The 21,305-nt window shown below is 40.7% G+C and carries 18 protein-coding genes; 12 read left to right on the top strand and 6 right to left on the bottom strand.

The window, feature by feature from the left end:
• The first annotated feature begins 179 nt into the window (after positions 1–179).
• Complete coding sequence (locus HC733_RS17745) at positions 180–371, top strand: hypothetical protein (RefSeq protein WP_190366343.1); 192 nt, start codon at positions 180–182, stop codon at positions 369–371.
• 50 nt (positions 372–421) lie between these two features.
• Here HC733_RS17745 and HC733_RS17750 read toward each other — a convergent pair whose 3' ends face one another.
• Positions 422–1,969, bottom strand: coding sequence for a methyl-accepting chemotaxis protein (locus HC733_RS17750; protein ID WP_190366344.1), 1,548 nt, complete (start codon positions 1,967–1,969; stop codon positions 422–424).
• 177 nt (positions 1,970–2,146) lie between these two features.
• Between HC733_RS17750 and HC733_RS17755 the strand changes: the two genes are divergently transcribed.
• The 6 genes from HC733_RS17755 (at position 2,147) to HC733_RS17780 (ending at position 10,603) form a co-directional block, all read left to right on the top strand.
• The gene (locus tag HC733_RS17755) at positions 2,147–3,085 is read left to right on the top strand and encodes an NADP-dependent oxidoreductase (protein WP_190366345.1); all 939 of its coding nucleotides are present in this window, start codon (positions 2,147–2,149) and stop codon (positions 3,083–3,085) included.
• A gap of 60 nt (positions 3,086–3,145) precedes the next feature.
• Entirely contained in the window at positions 3,146–4,723 is a 1,578-nt protein-coding gene (gene gshA, locus HC733_RS17760; RefSeq protein WP_190366346.1) for a glutamate--cysteine ligase, read from the top strand.
• Positions 4,724–4,846: 123 nt separating this feature from the next.
• Entirely contained in the window at positions 4,847–5,455 is a 609-nt protein-coding gene (locus HC733_RS17765) for a transglycosylase SLT domain-containing protein (RefSeq protein ID WP_190366347.1), read from the top strand.
• Positions 5,456–5,654: 199 nt separating this feature from the next.
• Positions 5,655–8,624 (top strand): pentapeptide repeat-containing protein, encoded by a 2,970-nt coding sequence (locus tag HC733_RS17770; RefSeq protein WP_190366348.1) that lies wholly within the window; start codon positions 5,655–5,657, stop codon positions 8,622–8,624.
• Positions 8,625–8,699: 75 nt separating this feature from the next.
• Positions 8,700–10,001, top strand: a complete 1,302-nt coding sequence (locus HC733_RS17775) for an MFS transporter (RefSeq protein WP_190366349.1) — start codon at positions 8,700–8,702, stop codon at positions 9,999–10,001.
• 62 nt (positions 10,002–10,063) lie between these two features.
• Positions 10,064–10,603, top strand: a complete 540-nt coding sequence (locus HC733_RS17780) for an SRPBCC family protein (RefSeq protein WP_190366350.1) — start codon at positions 10,064–10,066, stop codon at positions 10,601–10,603.
• A 67-nt stretch (positions 10,604–10,670) separates the two neighbouring features.
• Here the strand turns inward: HC733_RS17780 and HC733_RS17785 are convergent, their stop codons facing one another.
• Positions 10,671–11,060 carry a hypothetical protein gene (locus HC733_RS17785; RefSeq protein WP_190366351.1) on the bottom strand — a complete coding sequence of 130 codons (390 nt, stop codon included), beginning with the start codon at positions 11,058–11,060 and terminating at the stop codon, positions 10,671–10,673.
• A 164-nt stretch (positions 11,061–11,224) separates the two neighbouring features.
• Between HC733_RS17785 and HC733_RS17790 the strand changes: the two genes are divergently transcribed.
• Positions 11,225–11,977, top strand: a complete 753-nt coding sequence (locus HC733_RS17790; RefSeq protein WP_190366352.1) for a Nif3-like dinuclear metal center hexameric protein — start codon at positions 11,225–11,227, stop codon at positions 11,975–11,977.
• A 23-nt stretch (positions 11,978–12,000) separates the two neighbouring features.
• Here the strand turns inward: HC733_RS17790 and HC733_RS17795 are convergent, their stop codons facing one another.
• The 3 genes from HC733_RS17795 to HC733_RS17805 all read right to left on the bottom strand — a co-directional run bounded on the left by HC733_RS17795 (position 12,001) and on the right by HC733_RS17805 (position 16,720).
• Positions 12,001–12,750, bottom strand: a complete 750-nt coding sequence (locus HC733_RS17795; RefSeq protein WP_190366353.1) for an ElyC/SanA/YdcF family protein — start codon at positions 12,748–12,750, stop codon at positions 12,001–12,003.
• A gap of 60 nt (positions 12,751–12,810) precedes the next feature.
• The gene (locus HC733_RS17800) at positions 12,811–13,698 is read right to left on the bottom strand and encodes a LysR substrate-binding domain-containing protein (RefSeq protein WP_190366354.1); all 888 of its coding nucleotides are present in this window, start codon (positions 13,696–13,698) and stop codon (positions 12,811–12,813) included.
• 646 nt (positions 13,699–14,344) lie between these two features.
• Positions 14,345–16,720, bottom strand: a complete 2,376-nt coding sequence (locus tag HC733_RS17805; RefSeq protein ID WP_190366355.1) for a bifunctional diguanylate cyclase/phosphodiesterase — start codon at positions 16,718–16,720, stop codon at positions 14,345–14,347.
• Positions 16,721–16,914: 194 nt separating this feature from the next.
• On the opposite strand from HC733_RS17805, the gene pyrC reads away from it, so the two are divergent.
• The 4 genes from pyrC to HC733_RS17825 all read left to right on the top strand — a co-directional run bounded on the left by pyrC (position 16,915) and on the right by HC733_RS17825 (position 20,870).
• Positions 16,915–17,958: a dihydroorotase gene (gene pyrC / locus HC733_RS17810; RefSeq protein ID WP_190366356.1), complete on the top strand. Its 1,044-nt coding sequence runs from the start codon at positions 16,915–16,917 to the stop codon at positions 17,956–17,958.
• A gap of 332 nt (positions 17,959–18,290) precedes the next feature.
• Positions 18,291–18,500, top strand: a complete 210-nt coding sequence (locus tag HC733_RS17815; protein WP_171625742.1) for a cold-shock protein — start codon at positions 18,291–18,293, stop codon at positions 18,498–18,500.
• A gap of 207 nt (positions 18,501–18,707) precedes the next feature.
• Positions 18,708–19,013, top strand: a complete 306-nt coding sequence (locus tag HC733_RS17820; RefSeq protein ID WP_190366357.1) for an H-NS histone family protein — start codon at positions 18,708–18,710, stop codon at positions 19,011–19,013.
• A gap of 111 nt (positions 19,014–19,124) precedes the next feature.
• Positions 19,125–20,870 (top strand): DEAD/DEAH box helicase family protein, encoded by a 1,746-nt coding sequence (locus HC733_RS17825; RefSeq protein ID WP_190366366.1) that lies wholly within the window; start codon positions 19,125–19,127, stop codon positions 20,868–20,870.
• Between the two features lie 30 nt (positions 20,871–20,900).
• Here the strand turns inward: HC733_RS17825 and HC733_RS17830 are convergent, their stop codons facing one another.
• A complete protein-coding gene (locus HC733_RS17830) occupies positions 20,901–21,230 on the bottom strand; it encodes a ribonuclease E inhibitor RraB (RefSeq protein ID WP_190366358.1) in 330 nt (109 codons plus the stop codon).
• Positions 21,231–21,305: the final 75 nt, after the last annotated feature.

Genomic DNA, 21,305 nt, shown 5'->3' on the forward strand with positions numbered 1-21,305 from the left:
GTGCTTTAATTTGCTCTAATGATGTTGTGGTATTCATTGATCACACCTTAGTTGTTTAGGTTGCAATCAAGTATGCCGGATGGTTTTTACTTATTTGCGCTATCTTGCCGTAAGGTCACCACCTGTTTAATAATTATGGTATTGAGTTAGATATCTTTGATTTAAACCATGAAGGCAATATGCTGATAGAGCCTATTTACGGTATACCCGTACGTTTGATTGCACTTGATACAAGTGTAGACGGTGCAAAGATGTGTCAAATGGGCATACGTTTTAGCACGGAGATGCTGCATGAAACGGTGAAAAGTAAGTTAGCTTATTTGCTCAAAACATTGGGTAAAAATGACTCTGATCTTATCCAAGATAATTAGTAAACAAGCGTGAAGCAGCGAAGTGGCCGTTTCACGCTTTATCAACTTCCTTACGCTTTAAATGTAAGTAGTAATCCTGAAATCTTATTCGCACTTTCAACCAGTTTTGCAGCATCCTCAGCAACTCGGTAACTAAGCTGTAAGTTATCGTTACCATGCTCTTTGATGTTGCCGATGTTCTCGTTGATTTCAACACTCACCACCTGTTGTTGCTCTGCCGCTGCTGATATTTCTTGAGCCGATTGAGCAATCTCGCTTATCTGAGTGAAAATGGTTTCAAGCGCCTGTTGGCCTACTTGGCTTGCTTGCGCGCAAGAATCGGCCCTATCTTTGGTGCTTTGCATCACTTTAGACCAGCTAAATAGTGTATCTTGAATTTCTTTTATCGACGCATAAATGTGGCTCGTGGCATTTTGTGTTCTTGATGACAGCGCACGCACTTCATCGGCAACAACGGCAAAACCACGACCATGTTCACCCGCTCTTGCAGCTTCAATAGCGGCATTCAAAGCCAGTAGGTTTGTTTGCTCTGCGATGCCTTCAATTTCAGTCATAACTTTACCAATCTTTTCTGCTTCACTAGCGAGAGAGTTTGCAGTTTGCGCTGCTTGATCAACTTGACTGGCTAAACTAGTGACCATGTCTACATTATCAGACATCGATGACTTAATATCCTGACAATGTTGCTGTGTGATGTCGACTTTTTGTGCTGTTTCAGCTGTGTTGTGAGATATCTCGCCAATGGTACTGCTCATTTGAGACATCGCTGTAGCAATTGAACTTAGGCGTTGGCTTTGTGCTTGAATACCTTGTTCTGTTCGGCTGGATTTTGCATCAAGGCCTGTTGCGATGTCTTTAAATGTCACGGTTGAGTCTCTCATGCGACCAAGAACCGTGCGCAATTTAGCCTGCAACATGCCTTGATTGTACTTAGCAACGCTAAAAGCGCTATGTCCATCGTAAACGTAGCGAGATACCGAATCAAACTGTGCCTGCTGCGCTTGCAATGCACTTGGTGTTGCAATTAGCTCTTCGTAATTGATAATAATTAAACTGATAAAAACGCCCAGCAATAGTATTGCCGCGGTGAAACCCACAAGCCAGCCCACTGCGGCGATACATAATGCAACTACCACAGCGCTCATGCTGCGGCGTAAGGTTCGCTGTTCACTCCAATGCCAAATACGTTTACCTTGGTTTATTGCATCGTATAGCTTTTGGGCTCGTTGTTTAAGCTCATTGCTTGGGCGAACACGAACAGATTGATACCCGGTAAGTTGCCCATGCTCAAAAATAGGCGTAACAAAGGCATCTACCCAATAAAAGCGGCCATCTTTACAACGGTTTTTAACAACACCACGCCACGAGTGACCATCTTTTAATTTATCCCACAGTTCTTTGAATGCCGCTTTAGGCATATCTGGATGACGAACAATATTATGGTTTTTACCAACCAGTTCTTCGCGGGAAAAGCCTGAAACGCGACAAAATGCATCGTTCGCATAGGTAGTTATACCGCGCAGATCCGTTGTAGAAACCAGCTGTTGACTGTCATCAAACATTACTTCTTCGTTTATTGTATTTTGCCCACGACGCATAGTTTTCTCCATGGGGTCACGAATGCATTACCAGTAAGCATCGTATTCGTGACCTGTTGTTAAAATCATCGTATTCCATGATTCTCTGTAGGTTATTTTTGCCTGCACTCGACAGAGTTTTATTTAATTGTGTTAGATTATAGCGAGTTATCAAACATCAAGACAGAGTGTATTTTAATGGCAAAAGCAAAGTTAGTTTTTGGTATTGAGCAATTTGGCGGCCCCGAAAACATTATCCCTAAAAATATTGAAGATACAAAGCTTGCACAACACCACGTGCGTGTAAAAGTGCTAGCCAGTAGCGTTAATCCCATTGACATAAAAACAGCAATGGGATTGGGTTTTGTTGCGGCGCAAAAGCAACCTGATAGCTTTATGGGGTTAGGGTATGATCTCTACGGCCAAATAGAGGAAGTAGGCGAGCAGGTAAACGATTTTAGTATCGGTCAGTACGTGATAGGAATGGTTGGATTTGCCCACAATCCAGGCTGTTATGCGCAACAAGTTGATGCGCATGTAGAACAAATAATTGTTTTAGATGAGAAAGAAAATCCCGCCATAGCAGGTCTATGCTTGAGTGGCTTAACTGCACTACAAGCGCTTGCGTGTTTGCCCGTTTTGCCTGATGTTCCACTTTTTATTAATGCACCAACAGGTGGCGTCGGACATATTGCAGTTCAGTTAGCTAAACTGCAAGGGAGACAGGTTGTAGCTTTAAGTACACGATCGCAGCATCCGTTACTAGCCAAAATGGATGTAAAAGTGATGGACTATGAAAGCTTTTACCTGCAACCTCATCGTGCACAATTACTTGATTTAGTTGGCGCAGATACGGCACTGAAACTTGTTGCTAACTTAGATAAGCAAAGCTCTGTGGTTACAGTGCCAACGATCAGCAAAGATCAAGTCGTTGAATTTGCCAAGCACAAAGGCATTGAGGCACAAGGTATGGTGGTTAAGGCTAATAATGATGATCTCAATAAATTGTATCAAGCGTATAGAAGTGGCAAACTGAGCATACATATGGATAAACAGTTTTCGCTTAATGAAGTGGCTCAAGCACATAGCTATATGCAAGGTGCTCAGCATTGCGGAAAAGTCATTATCGTAACTTGATATTGCTTATTGCGCCCCCATAACGTTTTGCACTGCCTTTTGTTGGCCGAGGATATTTTTTTGATAACGACAGATTTACAAACAAGATTAGCGGCATTATCAATGCCCAATCATAAGTACGCCATCAAGGGCATCAAGCGTGGAATTGAGCGAGAAGCTTTACGGATCAACAAAAATGGTACGATTGCTCAAACACCTCATCCCAAAGAGACCGGCCATCCGTTAACCCATAGTAGTATCACCACTGATTTTTCTGAGTCATTGCTTGAGTTTATTACGCCAGTAAGCGATGACGCTGAGCAAACCTTGTCACAGCTTAGAGACTTGCAAAAGTTTACGCTTTCCAAAATGGGGGAAGAGTTACTTTGGCCAATGAGTATGCCTTGTTTTATTAACAATCAAGAAGATATTGCTTTGGCGCAGTTTGGTGATTCCAATATCGGTAAAATGAAAACACTTTACCGCCAAGGACTTAAAAACCGCTATGGGAGTATGATGCAGGCCATCGCTGGGGTGCATTTTAATATTTCTTTTCCAGACTCTCTTTGGCAAAGCTTGAGTGAATTGGAAAACAATACTCAACCATTACAGCATTTTATTTCCGATAAATATCTTGGACTCATTCGCAATTTTAAGCGCGAATTATGGCTAGTGAGTTATTTGTTTGGTGCTTCTCCGGCGTTATGTTCTTCATTTTTACAAGGTAAAGACAGTCGTTTACCGTTTAACAAGATTGGTAAAGGCACTTTGTATCTTGAACATGGCACGGCGCTTAGGTTGGGGGATTTGGGTTATACCAATAGTGCCCAGTCTTCATTGCGGGTGATGTACAACTCGTTAGATGAATATATCGCGGGTCTTCGACAAGCTATCCGTTGTCACTCTGATTTATATGGTGACTTGGATGACTATAAGAGTGAGACGCCAAAACAGTTAAATAAAAATATCTTACAGATTGAAAATGAATTTTACTCTCCAATTAGGCCAAAGCGTAATGCGCTCAGTGGCGAGCCTCCGACTCATGCTTTAGAACGCGGTGGCATTGAGTATGTTGAGATCCGTGCTCTTGACGTGAACCCGTTTGTTGATACGGGTATTAGCATGGAGCAGATTAATTTTCTGGATGTATTTTTAACTTATTGTTTGTTAAAACCTTCCCCGGATATGAGCTGGGAAGAGCAAAAAGTAACACAGGAAAACTTAACCGCGGTGGTTAATCAAGGGCGCGATCCTCAGGTCAAATTACTTAAAGCAGATGAGTCGATATTACTTAGCCAATGGGCTGCAAATATTTTCTTAGATTTGGCTGATGTTGCTAAATGGATGGATGAAGCAAATCAAACAAGCAAATATGCCGATACAATAAGCAATTTTAGCGAGTGGGTTAAATACCCTGACCAAACGTTCTCAGGTCGTCTGGTTACTCAACTTAAAGAGCTACAGCTAGACAGTGGCTTTATCGCCATAGATTTAGCTGCTAAATATAAAGCAATGTATGAAGATTTAGAGTATCAACAATACAACGAGGAAGTTTTGCAAGATGCAGCACACCAGTCTCAGCTTGCTGCTGCAGCAATAAAAGAAAATGACGATAAAGACTTTGTTGTGTTTTTAGATGAGTACTTTGCTAAAGCGTAGGCAAAAAAAAGCGCAGTCTAATAAACTGCGCAAATAAATTTCAGGGATGAAACAATGCTAAACTGCTGCATTCATAGATTAAGACCGGCACTATTTAAAAAAGTTCAATGGGTTTGAAAAAAAATGCAAAAATTTATAATTCTTTTACCCGTATTGTTATCTTTAGCCGGCTGTGCAACAGCTCCCCCCACACAACCACATGATATATGTGAAATTTTTAAAGAAAAAGAAGATTGGTATTACGATGCCCGTGACGCTCAAGATAAGTGGGGCTCACCCAAACATGTGCTGATGGCCATGATGTACCAAGAAAGTTCTTTTAAACATGATGCAGCACCGCCGATGGATTACTTTTTATGGGTTATCCCGATTGGGCGGGCAAGCTCTGCGTATGGCTATTCTCAGGCAAAAACACCGACTTGGAGTGATTATATCCGCGAAACAGGCAACTCTGGCGCAGATAGAGATGACTTTGAAGATGCTATCGATTTTATGGCATGGTTTGTTTATAAAACGCATAAAATTAACGGTGTATCTAAATGGGATGCCTATGCCCAATATTTGAATTATCACGAAGGTTGGGGAGGCTACAAGCGTGGTACCTATCGTAAGAAAAAATGGCTAATGGCTGTTGCCAACAAAGTGAAGCACAGAGCAAGCCGATATGGCGCGCAATTAAAGCGCTGTGAAGACGACTTAGATAAGAACTGGTTTGAGCGTTTGTTTGGCTGATGCATTTTATCGAAGATGGTGAGTATTATTATCTTTTTCACGTTTTTTAACTAACACTCGACATCTATGATGTAAACACCTGCACTTTGTATCTGAAGTAACTGGTTGAAAGTACTGGATATCTGAACCTAATTACTTGATTATTGTGAATGAATGTAAATATCAAGTTTGTTATAGCCAGTAATTTCAAGGACCTGTTATGAGTGACCAATACGATTTGACCATAGAGCAGCCCGTTTCTGTATGGAACAAAGAGCTTAATCTACCCATTCGAGAGTTATTTAAAAGTTTGGGTAAAGCAACAGTGGCGGGAACATTCGCTGATGGCAAAGGTGTTTGGGAAAACTTAGTCGAGGCTTCCAGTATTATTGGTTTTGAGAAAAAGCCAGAGCAAGCCGCTTGGGTACTGGTGTTTAAAAGCTTGCAAGCAACTTTGTATACGCTTGTTCCTGACTATCAAGACTTGTTCTATTGCAAACTCGATAACGCGCAAGTGGATGAGTTAAGCAACAATATCGAAGCGCAAATAACGCGTGTACCTTTGGGGTTAAGCGCCAGCTTTTTTGAACACCCTGAAAATATATCACTTTTTACGCATATAAAGCCTGCAATAATTTATTGGCTCGAAGGCTTAGGCATGGGCTTGCAAGATGCGGAAGGCTTTTTCGCTCGCTTAAGGCAAACCTTTGCTTTGGCACTGCACAAAGAGTGGAACCGTAATCGCGAAGATTATCTTTGCATTGCACAGCAGCTAGACAGCCCCTTTGCACAGGCAAATAAGTTAGAGCGTCAATGGCAGTTATACAATGTTTGGCTACAAGAGCAGGTCAACCAACGCATGTTTGCTGAAGCCTTTAGTCTGAGTCAGGTATATGTCAATTTAAACGCTTATTACAAAGTAGAGAGTGAGGCAGACGAGCAACAACTCGAACGCGCTAAGGAAGGCCAACACCGCAAGTATGTGGTCGATCTCCATGACGAAATGCTCAGCTGGGCACTTAATTTTGACCATAATTGTCCCGTCAAAGTGATAAGTGGCGGCCCAGGTTCGGGCAAATCCTCTTTTGTGAAAATGTATGCAGCACAACTTGCCGCTCAGCGACCAGATATCAGAGTCGTGTTTGTGCCTTTACACCATTTTGACCCCAGTGATGATCTGTTTAATTCACTGGCGCGCTTTGCTGATTTAGACCCTTACTTACCGTTGCGCCCTTTGAGTAAGGAGTACTTTGACCAACGTGTATTGCTTATTTTTGATGGTTTGGATGAGCTGGCAATGCAAGGAAAATTAGCTGCAGAAACAGCGAATCACTTTGTTGAAGAGGTAATTAGCAAAATACACCGCCTGATGGATTCAGGTTATCAATGGCAGGCCTTGATCACTGGGCGAGACTTAGCTGTGCAATCGGTAAGTAGCAAGTTTAGAGCCCACAATCAGCAGCTACATGTGCTGCCATATTATGTGAAAACGAAAAGTTCGTTAGAAGAGCTTCCCGAAGATACCAGAGAATATATCGACCCAAACAACCTATTAGACAAAGATTTAAGAGACTTATGGTGGCATCGTTATAGCCAAGCAAAAGGGCTAGATCACCCTGGTTTACCTAAGTCACTTGCAACTGAGCAATTGCAACCTATCACCCAAGAGCCGCTACTTAACTACTTGGTGGCACTGAGTTTTGAGCGCAACAAAATTACATTTGGTGATGGCATAACACTTAATGAAATTTATCAGGATTTACTGGATGCTGTATATGAAAGGCAGTGGGACCATGGCAGCCACAAACAAACACGAGATTTAAAAAAAGTACATTTTATTCGTGTACTTGAAGAAATAGCGTTAGCCGTTTGGCATGGCAATGGCCGAGTGGCAAGCATTGCTAAAATACAGCAACAATGTGATAACAGCGGTGTTACTCGATTTTTAGATGTATTTCAAGAGGGTGTAAAGTCAGGTATTTCTCGACTATTAACGGCGTTTTATTTTCGTCAAAGTGAGCAGCTTGATGGCCAAGAAAAAACTTTTGAGTTTACTCATAAAAGCTTTGGCGAATACTTAATTGCCAAGCGTATTGTTCGTGAAGTTGAGATCATCACCAGCGAAGTGCAAAGAAACGAGGAGCTAAGAGGGGGTTATGACAAAGTGATGGCTCTAGAGCACTGGACAAAGCTATGTGGCCCTACAGCGTTGGACGAATATGTATTTAGTTTTTTAGTGGATGAAGTAGGTTTACAGGGGACTGATCTGGTGAGCAGCTGGCAAAGCTGTTTTGCCAATCTCTTCTCGTATGTTTTACGAAAGAGCGTGCCGGTGGAAAAACTTGGCATCAGTCAATTTTATGAAATGGCCAAGTATGCCCGTAATGCAGAAGTGGCCCTTTTAGTGGTTCATTATGCCTGTGCGAATGTGACTAATACTGTAACTAATTTTGACTTTGAGGATGGACACAGCTTGTCTAAATGGTTGAAAAGGGTCTCTGGTGTTGGGGAGGTGGGTGATTACTTACCAGTAATGTGTTTATCACATCTAGACTTAAAAGGTGCACAGCTCAGGTTGAGTGATTTCAGGTATGGTGACATGTCAAATAGTAGCCTCGTGGGGGCAAACTGTCGTCTCTCATATTGGCTTTTGGTGAACTTGTCACGTGTCAATGCCACAGAGTGTTGCTTTAGTGATGCACGTGTTTCCTCATGTAATTTTGAGCAGGCAAATTTATATAATGCAGATTTTGATAGGGCATTATTGTTTACTAGCCGTTTCAACCATGCAGTTCTGAGACATGCTACATTTGATGGAGCGGATTTACGCGGCCTCCAGTTTATGAATGCAGATCTGTCAGAGGCTGATTTTTCTGACGTTGATTCATTTGACATAGATTTCACAAATGCTGATTTGAGCAAAGCTAATTTCAGTGGTGCAACATTGCGCTACGCAACCATGAAAGATGCAAATTTAACCGATGCTGATTTATCTAATGCCGATTTATCTAAAGCAGACTTAACGGGGGCGATATTAACTGGGGTTAACCTTCAAGGGGCAATTTTAAAAGACACGATACTGGTTGATGTTAACCTTAGCGAAGTAGACTTATCAGGGGTTGATTTATCAGAGGCTATTTTAGAGCGGCCTGACAAAGGCTTAAATGAAGAGGCAGAAGAATTGCGTTAAAGCGGCAATACCAGTTAGAAAAGTGGCCTTAATTGTTAAGGCGCTACAGCAACCCACAAGTATTGAAACCTGAACATGAAAAAAGCCAGCAAAGAAGAGATATATGATCGCTTAGCTAATGTCGAAGATGCCCGAGCATGTGAAGCGATAGATAATGACGCTTGTAAACAGGTGCCTGGTAACTTCGTTTTTATGCTTATTAGCCAAGTGTTTAGTAAATTCGCTGACGCACTTCTCAATCCTAAAGTAACGCTGCCTTGGCTAATGCAAGGGCTTGGTGTGTCGAGTGCCTTTATAGCTTGGCTAGTTCCCATTCGCGAGTCAGGTTCTTTACTCCCACAACTCGCTATTGCCAGTTATATTCGTACTCTGTCAGTCAGAAAATGGGTCTGGGTGGTTGGAGCATTGATTCAGGCATTATGCATTGCCGCGATGGTAACTATTGCGCTGACATTAACTGGTAGTCAGGCTGGATGGGCCTTAGTCGGCGTATTAAGTGTATTTAGCTTGGCGAGAGGGTTCAATTCTATTGCCGCAAAAGATGTTTTGGGGAAGGTTATCCCCAAATCTCAACGAGGTAATATTAGTGGCTTAGCAGCGAGCATGTCAGGACTGGCAACACTGTTGTTTGCGTTAATTTTGGCCATCATGCCCGAAAGTATCCAATATCAAGCCGTACTGATAGCCTTAGTATTAGGTTTTACGATGTGGTTATTTGCAGCCGGGTTTTATAGCCAAATAGTGGAATACAAAGGGGCGACCGATGGCGGTAAAAACGGACTTAAACTGGCGCTGAGTAAACTTAAACTACTTTACCAAGAGAGAAGTTTTGGACACTTCGTGCTAACGCGTGCGTTATTGTTATGCTCTGCATTGAGTGCACCGTTTTATATTGTTTTGGCATCACAGCAGCAGCTCAATTTACCGCTGCTAGCGATATTTATGGCTGTGTCTGGAGGTGCAAGTTTAATATCCGCACCAATTTGGGGGAGATTAAGCGACTTGTCGAGTAAGCTCGTTTTGATGGTTAGCGCTGCGCTTGTGACGATAAATGGCTTGGTGGTATATCTTGTCGCACAACATGATAACGCATTACTTAAAAGTATCTGGTTTCTCCCTAGTATGTATTTTTTATTAAGTGTGGCACACCAAGGGGTTAGACTTGGACGAAAAACCTACTTGGTAAATTTAGCACAGGGTAATCAACGAACGGATTATGTCTCAGTGAGTAACACAGTGATAGGTGTCTTATTATTGCTGTTAGGAAGTATTGGTTTTTTAGATAGTTGGTTATCTGTCTCTGGACTAATTGTAACATATAGCTTGTTAGGATTGGTTGGTGCGATAAGTGCTGCTTTTTTAGCAGAAGTAGAGTAAGGTTTAGCGGTTGTTTTTAAAAAATTAACGTAAATATATAGATATTTTGAAGAGGCAGAAGGATGTTGAAAAAAGTTATATTGGCACTGCTATTGGTGATTGCATTACCCTTTATCATTGCGTTGTTTATTCCTAAGAGTTATCACGTAGAGAGACATGTCGTCATAGAGCGACCTGTTGAGCCGGTTTTTTCCTATATAAAGCATCTAAAGAATCAAGGAAATTACAGTAGATGGGACCAAATGGACCCTAACATGCAGAAAACCTACAAAGGTGAGGATGGCACTGTTGGTTTTGTGTCTACTTGGCGCAGTGACGATCCTGAGGTGGGTGCTGGAGAACAAGAGATCATTAAAATTGATGAAAACAAGCGTATCGACTTTGAGCTGCGTTTTATTGAGCCATTTCAGTCCACAGACCCGGCATATATGACGACAGAGAGTGTTTCTGGCGGAACCAAAGTGGCTTGGGGCTTTCAGGGAAATATGGATTACCCAATCAACCTAATGTTGCTAGTGATGGACTTTGAACAAGTGCTTGGCAATGATTTACAAGTGGGGTTAGAAAACCTCAAAGAAATTCTCGAAGCGCCTACAAACTAGAGCGAATCTGATATAAAAAAACCGCATAACAGCGGTTTTTTTATATCTTGCAAAATTGCGTGGCAGTTTAAACTACACCACGAGGCAAGCGACAATCATGGTCTTTACGTGCCAACTCTACAATCCAAAGCTCTTCAGCTGTGTAGCCTTCAGAGTTCTCTTTAATGACTTTAAAAGGCGCTTTTTTATCAGCTTTAACTGGCGCTGCCTTGCTCGTTTTTGCTTTTTTAGCAGGTGCCGCTTTCTTAGTTGCTGCCTTTTTTGGTGCTTCGCTAGGTGCCGCTGAACCAGAAGTAAGCTCTTCTGTTAATGCAGCTACTTCTGCAAGGCGTAGATTCTTTCCGCCATCAATGCTGTACCAACCTGATTTGGTAGTGATTTCAGGCTTCTTGCCATGGGCAGCTTCGTAAGCAGCTTCAAAAGCGCTCAATACTTCAGTTTTATCTAGTTTACTCATCGTAGATCCTAGTCGTTTTATACGCGGATACGCGGGATTTAAGATTAAAGAGTATTTATACCCATATTTGAGCGATTTTTCAATTTTTTAAGGGTTTTGCTTCCAATTTGCCCATATAAACGCCAAAATTTGGTACTTATCTAATAAAAAATACTGGTTACTTCATGAAGCGTTCAGATTTCACCCAATTATTAAATTCGTTATTAAAACCTGATGCTGTGAGAGATTTTGCACCCAATGGATTGCAGGTCGAAGGAGCTGAGCAGGTGAAAAAAATCATCACAGGCGTGACGGCCAGCCAAGCTTTAATTGATTCGGCGATTGAATTACAAGCAGATACTATTTTGGTACATCACGGCTACTTTTGGAAAGGTGAGGCGCAGGTGATAACCGGTATGAAAAAAAGAAGAATAGCCTCGCTATTAGCAAATGATATTAATCTATATGGCTATCATCTTCCCTTAGATATCCATCCTGAGCTTGGTAATAATGCACAACTAGCGCGAATGCTTGATATGGAGTTAATTGGAGGCTTAGAACCTACGCCGAATAGTGTTCCAGTATACGGAAAACTCAAGACCCCGATGTCAGCCGAAGTGTTTGCTGAAAAAATAGCCACTACGTTAAATAGAAAGCCTTTAGTTAATCGTGTACGTAACGAGCCGATAGAAACAATCGCGTGGTGTACAGGCGGAGGTCAAGGCTATATTGATTTAGCTGCCAGTCAAGGCGTCGATGCGTATTTAACTGGCGAAGCGTCGGAGCAAACGATTCATAGTTCTAATGAGCAGGGCATTGACTTTTTTGCCGCTGGTCATCACGCAACTGAGCGTTACGGGATTAAAGCGCTTGGAGAATATCTCACAGAGCAATACGGCTTCGATGTGACCTTTATTGATATCGATAACCCGGTATAAAAGTAAATAGCGAGAGAGGCGCCTTATAGCGCCTCAGGGTCTATCCAGCGCCTAATCTGTATCCAAGCTTTACCCAGCAGTTCATAAAAATGAGCGGTAACGGCTTTCAAGGCGGTTACTTGCGCGATAAATTGCTTGTAAGGAGGTTGGCTGGCAAAGTTATAAAATTGCGTCGGCGCTTTAATAATTTCTACGCCTTGCGCAAGAAATAAGTCCTTTGCTCGTTCCATATGGCTAGCAGACGTTACAAGGGCTACTTTTCTATCAACGAGATATCGTGCGAGCTGTTTCGCTTCATCCTTTGTGTCTAATGCATTAGGGTTTGTTAGAATGCGCGATGCATTGATGCCAAGTTCTATCGCAGTTTGCTTCATTAAGTTAGCACTTGTTTGCCCTGAGACGATTAGTTGAGCTTCTTTATAGTGATGCGCAAGGCGCACACCTTCTGTTAAGCGAGACAAGGCACACCCGCCTAGTTGCGCATTAGCATTTAATCGGTTGTTGGCATACACATCACAGCCCAGCACGACAACTTTTTCGACATTAGTGTGTTTTTTAGCGTTAAATGTACTCAGTCTTGCTTCATTTGGAGAAATAATCTTATCTGCAACATAGGGAGTGCTAATAAACCAGGTGCCAATTAATACAAGCCAAGCAACGACATACGACTTTTTGTTGGCTTTACTAATGAACAGTAGACAGATGGCAAGAGTGATAAGTGCAAGAGGGAGGGGCATTAGTAAGCTGCCCAGCACTTTTTTTATAACAAACATATAAAACCCAACCAATTAGATTGGGTTCTAGTGTAGTTAAAACGATATTAAAAGAACAGCTTAACGGTTATTGTTCTGCTTACATGTATTTAGAAAATGTCTATAAACGGGGTTGTCTTTCATCGTTTTTTTCATCGCTAAGTACATCGGTCGATTTAAGCCTAGCGCACCTAAAGGAATAGATTTGATTAATCCTTGGCTTTCGTATGGTGTAACTAACCAGTCCGGGAGTGCTGCTACGCCCATTCCTGCGCTAACAAGCTGAAAAATCAAAAGGCCTTGGTCAACTGTTTTCAAGGTACCATCAAAGCGTGCATTTTGAATGAAGTGCTTAAAAATATCCTGTCGTTCTCTAGGGATGGGATATGAAATGATGGTCTCGTCTTTAAGATCAAGTGCTGTAACATAAGCTTTCTTAGCCAGCTCATGATCAGGTGAGACAATCAGCTTTAGTTTGAAATCAAAAAGGTGTGCATATTCAAGTTTGTCTTGCTCACGGATGTCAGATGTCAATACTAGGTCTAGGTCATCATCAAGAAGCTCAGGAATTGCGTCGTAGCTAAAGCCGCGTTCGTAATCAACTTTTATATCTGGCCAAAAGTTATTAAATTCTTTTATTGTTGGCAATAACCAGTGGAAGCAAGCGTGGCACTCAACACTTAGTTTCAAGTGTGAGATTGGCTGATTTAGGCTTTCCTTTAGCCTACATTTTGTTGCTTCGACGCGAGGCAAAATATCATTAGCAAGTTCTAGCAAAAGCATCCCTTGTGGCGTGAAGCGCACTGGCTGAGTTTTTCTTTCAAACAATTGGCAATCAAGTTTATTTTCTAAGTCTTTAATTTGATGAGACAAAGCTGATTGCGTCAAGAACAACTCACGGGCCGTATTGACGAGTGAACCAGTGTCTTTAAGGGTTGCGATGGTTTTCAGGTGCTTTATGTCGATCATCTTTAATAAATCTCATTATTAGTGTGAGTTAAACTCAGATTGCTTTCCCTGAACCTCAGTCATTACCTAATAGTAACGTCTAGACGTCTATAAAACCAGCAATCGATGATTAGTTTTTAATAAAATCACTATAACACTATTTTTGACAGCGTTGTCATTCTTTATTTAAGTTTTTTACAAAAAAAACAAATTAATTTTATTCATCTTACTTTGTTGGGGTTTCATTTATATCAATCTGACTCACGCGGTACTTTTTTTGAGTTTAGATTGTTTGAATACCAATCCAATTGCTACATGCTAGTAACTTAGGCGTTTGCTCAATAGAGCAAATCTGTACTTTGAAATTAGCAATAGCGATAGTTGTTGCAGAAGAACCTAAACGGCATGTTGTTCCCTTATTTTCTACATAAGAACTTGGCGTTCGGTAATTACGTTAAATATTACTCGCGTTGGCGAGATAAGAAGAGCTAAGTTTCTAGACATCTTATTAGGTGAAAGCGTATCAGTTGTGAATGAGCATAAAACCATAGAAAAGCTACTAGGCAGATAAGTTTATGCCTAAATACTACTTGATGGGCTTTTAAATGACTTAAACTCTGAGCAATAGCTATGAAAATACCGTTACTTCTCGCTTAGCCGAATTTGGCTAAATAGATAACATCATTTCAGTATTACTAATCAAAAACTGCATCGCTTGATCCGCTGGTAGTGGTTTTGAAACCATAAATCCTTGTCCAAATTGGCAGCCTTTACGTTTAAGTAATGCCCATTGTTTAGGGTTTTCTATTCCCTCGGCAACCACTTTTAAATCTAATGAACGTGCTAAAGATAATATTGCATCAATTAATGGGTTTTCTTTATGAGTCAATTTATCTACAAAGCTTTTATCCAGTTTTAAAACGTGAATAGGGAGTTGATGCAAGTAGCCAAGAGCTGAGTAACCTGTACCGAAGTCGTCGAGGTAAAGTTTTACACCAAGAGGTTCTAAGCCGCGAATAATTTGGGTGGCTAACTTTAGATTTTCAATCAAACCTGACTCTGTGATCTCTAAACAAAGCGCGCCGTTTGGCAATTGGTAATCTATATAAATCTGCTGCATATAGGTGACAAAATCTAGGCTCGCAAAATGTCTAGATGACACATTAACAGTGATCCGCGTCATAGGTTGCCCAGATTGGCGCCAAGCTTGAAGTTGTTTTGCGGCCAAACGCAGTAAGTGTAAATCTAAATCGATAATTTGACCTGTTTGCTCTGCGATAGGAATAAAGTCATTTGGTGGCACTAAGCCATTATTTGGATGATGCCATCTAACGAGAGCTTCAAAACTCACAACATGCGGGTCATTCAATGCAAAGATAGGCTGAAAATACAGCTCAAACTCATTATTTCGGATACCATGTTGCAAATCGTTTTCAATATCAGCTTGGCGTTTCAACTTTTTACGCATCGCATTATTAAAATAACATACCTGCCCACGGCCACGAGACTTAGCTTCATACATGGCTGCATCAGCCTGTTGTAAAAGCGTTATGGCATTATCAGTGGCACTGTCGGTAAATGCAACGCCGATACTGCTAGATGCTTGTAATCTATGACCTTCGATTAACAGCGGTTTGGCAATTGCCTCGTTAATTCTCTCAAGTGCCAATGCAACTTGTTCTTTGTCTTTGACATTTTCAATGAAAATCGCAAATTCGTCACCGCCGAGACGTGCAAAAGTATCAGTGCGGCGGATACAGTCTTTTATTAAATCAACAATAGCGACTAAAAAACGATCGCCAACATCATGGCCCAGCGCATCATTAATGCTCTTAAACCTATCAAAATCTAAATACAGTAAACAGTGGAGGTTATCGTCTTCAACTCGCTCTAATGACAATATTGCGTGCTTTATTCTCTCTAATAATAAGTAGCGGTTTGCAAGCCCTGTTAGCTCATCATGCAAAGCCCTGTGTTCAAGTGCTTGGCGCGACAATTGGCGGTCAATGGCCATACTAACTTGACGACTAATATAGGTCAAAATAGACAAATGGTGGTGATTGAAAGCTTTATCTTGGGTGTAGCTTTGAATAACTATTACCCCTTGGTATTGCTCATTTACAGCAAAGGGGACACCTAACCAAGATTTAGGCGATTGGCCAACCATTTTAAAATGACCTAATTCTATATGGTGTTCAAACTCTCTACTGTTACACAGCAAAGGTCTGCCAGATGTGAGCGTAAAGTAAGAAGCGGTGTGTTTTATTTGAGACTTTGATACACGCTGGTGGGCATTGCATTTTACTTTATTTTCAATGAGATAATCTATTTCAAGGATGTCACTATAGCGATCATAGAGACCGATAAAAAAGTTCTCGGCAGGTAATTGGCTATTAATTATTTGGTATAACTCATCGTAAAACGCCTCTAAATCGAGCGAACGATAAGTGATATTGGCAATTTTCAGTAAACATTGTTCGAGCTGCTGCGCTTGATTCAACTGCTCTATCGTGGTTTTAAGGTTGTTGAGCGTGTTGACCTGATTAATTTTGGCGCTTAACAAATGAGCTACAGTCGAGAGTATTTGCAGGTGGCCTTCGGTAAAATAATCTCTTTGAGGATGTTCACAATCAATAACGCCCAGTAGCTTATTTTCATAAACTAATGGCACACAGATCTCAGACAGGGCAGGTCGACTGTCTGCGATATACATCGGCTCTACAGACACATCGCTAGATACAAACGCTCGTCTAGTTCGTGCTACATGACCGGTGATACCTTGTTGGATGGGGATCTTTGTTTGTGCCACTTTGTAATCAGCACTTTGATTTGCGACCCCCATGCTTGCTACTTCTTCTAAAAACTTTCCTTTTTCATCAGTAAGGTAGATAACACAATCTACAAACCCTAAGCGACTAACCACTTGAGAAGTCACATAATCAAATAGCTCATCCAGTTGCGTGATCTGCAACAAAGAAGAAGAGAATTGATTAATGATGCTAAGCTGCTCTGTTTTTGATTCTAATTTGTTATTTGAAAGCATTTACATCGCTCACCGATAGAATTAGGGACAATTTAACTTACTTGCAAGATAAACGACACATTATTGCGAAAAAAAAAGCATTTTAAACACACATAATCATAAAGGGCTAATTTTGTACTTTAGATTGGCTCAAATACTTTACTCTCTTTGGCTAACTGCCTATGATCGGGCAAATTCAGCCGTGGAAAAAAGCAATGACTAGTAAAGTAGAATCCCTCACTATCACTCGCCCTGATGACTGGCATGTACATTTGCGCGATGGCGTGCAATTAAAAGACACAGTTAGAGACATAAGTCGCTACATGGGGCGCGCTATCATTATGCCAAACCTTGTTCCCCCTGCTACTTGCACAGATACCGCACTTGCGTACCGTGAACGTATTTTGGCTGCTAGGTCGCAAGGAAGTTTTGAACCTTTGATGGTGCTTTACCTTACCGATAAAACAACGCCTGAAGAAATTAAAAAAGCTAAAGCCAGTGGGCATATTGTCGCTGCAAAGCTGTACCCTGCTGGAGCAACAACTAACTCAGATTCAGGAGTAACCGATATTGAAAATATCTTTCCTGCTTTGGAAGCTATGCAGGAAGTAGGCATGTTGTTGCTTGTACACGGTGAAGTAACCGACTCGGCTATTGATATATTCGATAGAGAGAAAGTGTTTATAGAGACCAAGTTAGTAAAAATAGTTGAGTCATTTCCTGGGTTAAAAATTGTCCTTGAGCACATCACAACTAAAGATGCAGTGGAGTTTGTAAATAGCGCGTCAGATAATGTTGCCGCGACCATTACCGCACATCATTTGCTTTATAATCGTAATCATATGTTAGCCGGTGGTATACGTCCTCATTATTATTGCTTGCCAATCCTTAAGCGTAATATCCATCAACAGGCTTTGATTTGCGCGGCAACCAGTGGAAGTAAAAAGTTTTTCTTAGGTACTGATTCTGCACCTCATGCAAAAGACAAAAAAGAAGCTGCATGTGGTTGTGCGGGTGCCTATACCGCACACGCTGCGCTTGAGCTTTATGCAGAAGCATTTGAAGAAGCAAATGCCTTAGATAAACTAGAAGGGTTTGCCAGTCATTTTGGACCTGACTTTTATGGCTTACCCAGAAATACGGATACGATTACTTTAAAACGACAAAGTTGGATAGTACCGCCGAGTTATCCTTTGGGTGATAACCATGTTGTGCCGATTAAAGCGGGTGCAGAAATCGAGTGGACAGTTGTTGAGTAACGTTTATTAATTCAATAAATGAAATTAAAACGCGCTATTGCGCGTTTTTTTATGCTTAAAAAAGCATTATTTTATTATGAAATTTGCCCAAGATTTGTACCGTTTGTGATTTTATATGTTAGGCTTAAAGGGCTTTGAGTTTTTGCTGTTCTATGGATGTAAGAGTTGCGGTAAGGAAGCTTCATTGGCTGGCGGTTGATATTATTGAGCGCGTTAATGAGCACTAGGTGTTTTTTTGCTGTATTTATTATTCCGAAAGGTTGCGGCGTAAGCTCAGGGAGGTAGCCATTTAGGCAAGTGTTAAATTGATCTGACTTACAGGAATAATAGGTATGTCTAATTCTAAAACAGGTAAAGTAAAGTTTTTTAACGAATCAAAAGGCTTTGGCTTTATTGAACAAGAGAATGGTCCTGATGTATTCGTACACTTTAGTGCGATCTCAGGTGAAGGTTTCCGCACATTGACTGATGGGCAAGCTGTATCGTTTGACATCAAGCAGGGTAAAAAAGGACCTGAAGCTGAAAACGTTGTGGCTATATAAAAGCTAATTTTACCTGAGGAGCGACCCTTAGTTGCTCCTATTTTATCCTCTTAACCAAATACCCGCCAAAAATCACTTATATTATTTGCTTTATTATATTTATATGTAAAAATATAGTAATCGGAATATACAAAGTTAATTTATTTATATCTGATGTAGACATACCTTTTTTAGGTATTTAGTCCAAATAATATAAGAGTACTATCAATGCGTGAAATTAGGTCTTTTATCAAATCTGCGAGTTTTAGTGAGTTAGAGAAAGCTGCTGAATTAATTAATGAAGCAATAGAGTCTCAGCGTGAACAGCAGCAAGTAAAAGAGGAAGTATTAGCACTGATCAAGGAAAAAGGTTTAACTCTTGACGACTTAGTGTCTGGCGCTCCGGTTGATAAGCGTGCAAAAGTAAAACCTAAATACAGAATTGAAAAAGACGGCCAAATATTTGAATGGACGGGTCGTGGTAAAACGCCAAAAGCGTTTTCTGGCGTAAATTTAGACGATTACAAAATTTAATTGTTTAAAATATTTGCTTAATATTTCATAAAAGGCTCTGTTTAGAGCCTTTTGTCTCGCTACGTTATTTATTATGTGTATAATTCATTAACCGTATCTCATCAGTTAGAGGTGCATATCTATACACTCAGACCATATCAGCAAGAAGCCGTCGATAATACCATCACTCACTTTAAGCGCTGTAATGACCCTGCTGTAATTGTGCTACCTACAGGGGCGGGAAAAAGCCTTGTTATCGCTGAGTTAGCTCGTCTTGCTCGACACAAAATACTTGTACTTGCCCATGTAAAAGAATTGGTTGAGCAAAATGCTCAAAAATATACCAGCTTTGGCCTTACTGCGAGTATATTTTCAGCCGGGTTAAAGCAAAAATCTTTTTCAGAGCAAGTAACATTTGCGAGTGTTCAATCTGTTGTTCGCAATTTAGAAAAGCTCAATGAGTTTTACTCTTTAGTTATAATTGACGAATGCCATAGGGTCAGTGGCGAGCCTCAAAGCCAGTATGAAAAGGTAATCAATACATTAAAAGTGAACAATCCTAATTTAAAAGTATTAGGGTTAACTGCTACGCCATATCGGTTAGGTATGGGATGGATATATCATCATCATTACCATGGTTTTGTAAGAGGCACTAAAACTAGCCCATTTAAGAGGTGTATATATGAGCTTCCTCTGCGGTATATGATCAAAAATAAGTATTTAACACCACCCAAAGAAATCGATCCAGCCGTAGCTCACTATGATTTTTCACAACTGCAAACCGATCAGTTTGGTGTTTATTCGCAAAAAGATATGAATACTCTATTGCAGTCTCAAACAAGAGCAACCTTTAGTATTGTTTCTCATATTATTGAACAAAGCAAAAACCGCCAAGGTATTATGATTTTTGCTGCAACAGTTGAGCATGCAAAAGAAGTATTGAGTTATTTGCCAAAAGATGAATCACAATTGATTATTGGTGATACTAAAAATATACATAGAGATAATATTATTAATGAATTTAAAAATAAAAAGTTAAAATATTTGGTAAATGTATCAGTATTAACAACTGGCTTTGATGCGCCCCATGTTGATGTTATAGCTATTTTAAGGCCGACTGAATCAGTGAGCTTATATCAACAAATTGTTGGGCGAGGTTTGCGCTTATCGGAACACAAAACGGACTGTTTGATATTAGATTACGCAGGTAACAATTTTAATTTATTTCATCCAGAGGTTGGCAGTAAGCAACCTAACCCAGACACTGAGCCTGTCCAAGTGCTGTGCCCTGGTTGTGGCTTTGCAAATATTTTTTGGGGCAAAACAAATGAGCAGGGTCAAGTGATTGAACACTATGGCCGACGTTGTAAAGGTTTATTGGGAGAGGGCTCAGCGCAACAGCAATGTGACTATCGTTTTCGCTTTAAAGAATGTGAAGCTTGTGGCAGCGAAAATGATATCGCGGCAAGACAATGTTGGCAGTGTCACACCACTTTGGTTGACCCAGATGATAAATTACGCGCTGCGTTAAACCTTAAAAATGCCATGGTCTTAAGATGTAGTGGCCTGAGCGTTACTTTGCTGCCAGAGCAGCGCATTAAAGTCACTTATTTCGATGAAGATGGCGCAAGTTGTGATGAAATATACGACTTCTCTAACAGTAAAAGTCGTCATGTGTTTAACTCTTACTACAGCAAAAGGACAAAGCAGAAAAACGCTCAAATACATTGGAATAGTTCAGAGCAAGTTGTTGAGCTGCAGAGTGTATTGTCAGCACCTGATTTTGTAATTGCCAAGCAACATAAAAAGTATGGTTGGCAAGTCAGTGACAAGATATTTGATTATCAAGGGCAGTATCGAATAGCAGATAAATCCTAGGGCCCTACATTGGGCCCTAAATGGCTTTTGTTACTCTTGAGCCAATATTCCCCAGCCATCGCCATAACCTTCGTGACCATTCGCGATGCTTTCTAAATACTGTTCAGTTTGCCCTAGTAATTGATGGTCGGGCACCATTTTTACAGATGTGATTACTTCCCAAACACCCGTATCTTTGCATTGTTGCAATTGTGTCAGTGGCGCAAGTTCATCCTCTGAGATGGCTTTAATAAAAGACTCTGCTTGAGGCTTTTGCTCAAATAAAATGAAAAAGTCGACTGAATGTAATTGCGTCAGGTCAATACCTGCTTCTGCCATTTCTTTAAGAAGCTGACCATTATCGTCGTCAGGGAATTGCATAGTTAAATCCAAGTAAATCAATTAGCGTTATTGTCGGCTATTAAGACCCAAATAAAAAGAGCTAAAGAGAAAATT

Origin of the sequence: Pseudoalteromonas sp. S16_S37 (genome assembly GCF_014694405.1) — a bacterium.
Taxonomy (GTDB): Bacteria; Pseudomonadota; Gammaproteobacteria; order Enterobacterales; family Alteromonadaceae; genus Pseudoalteromonas.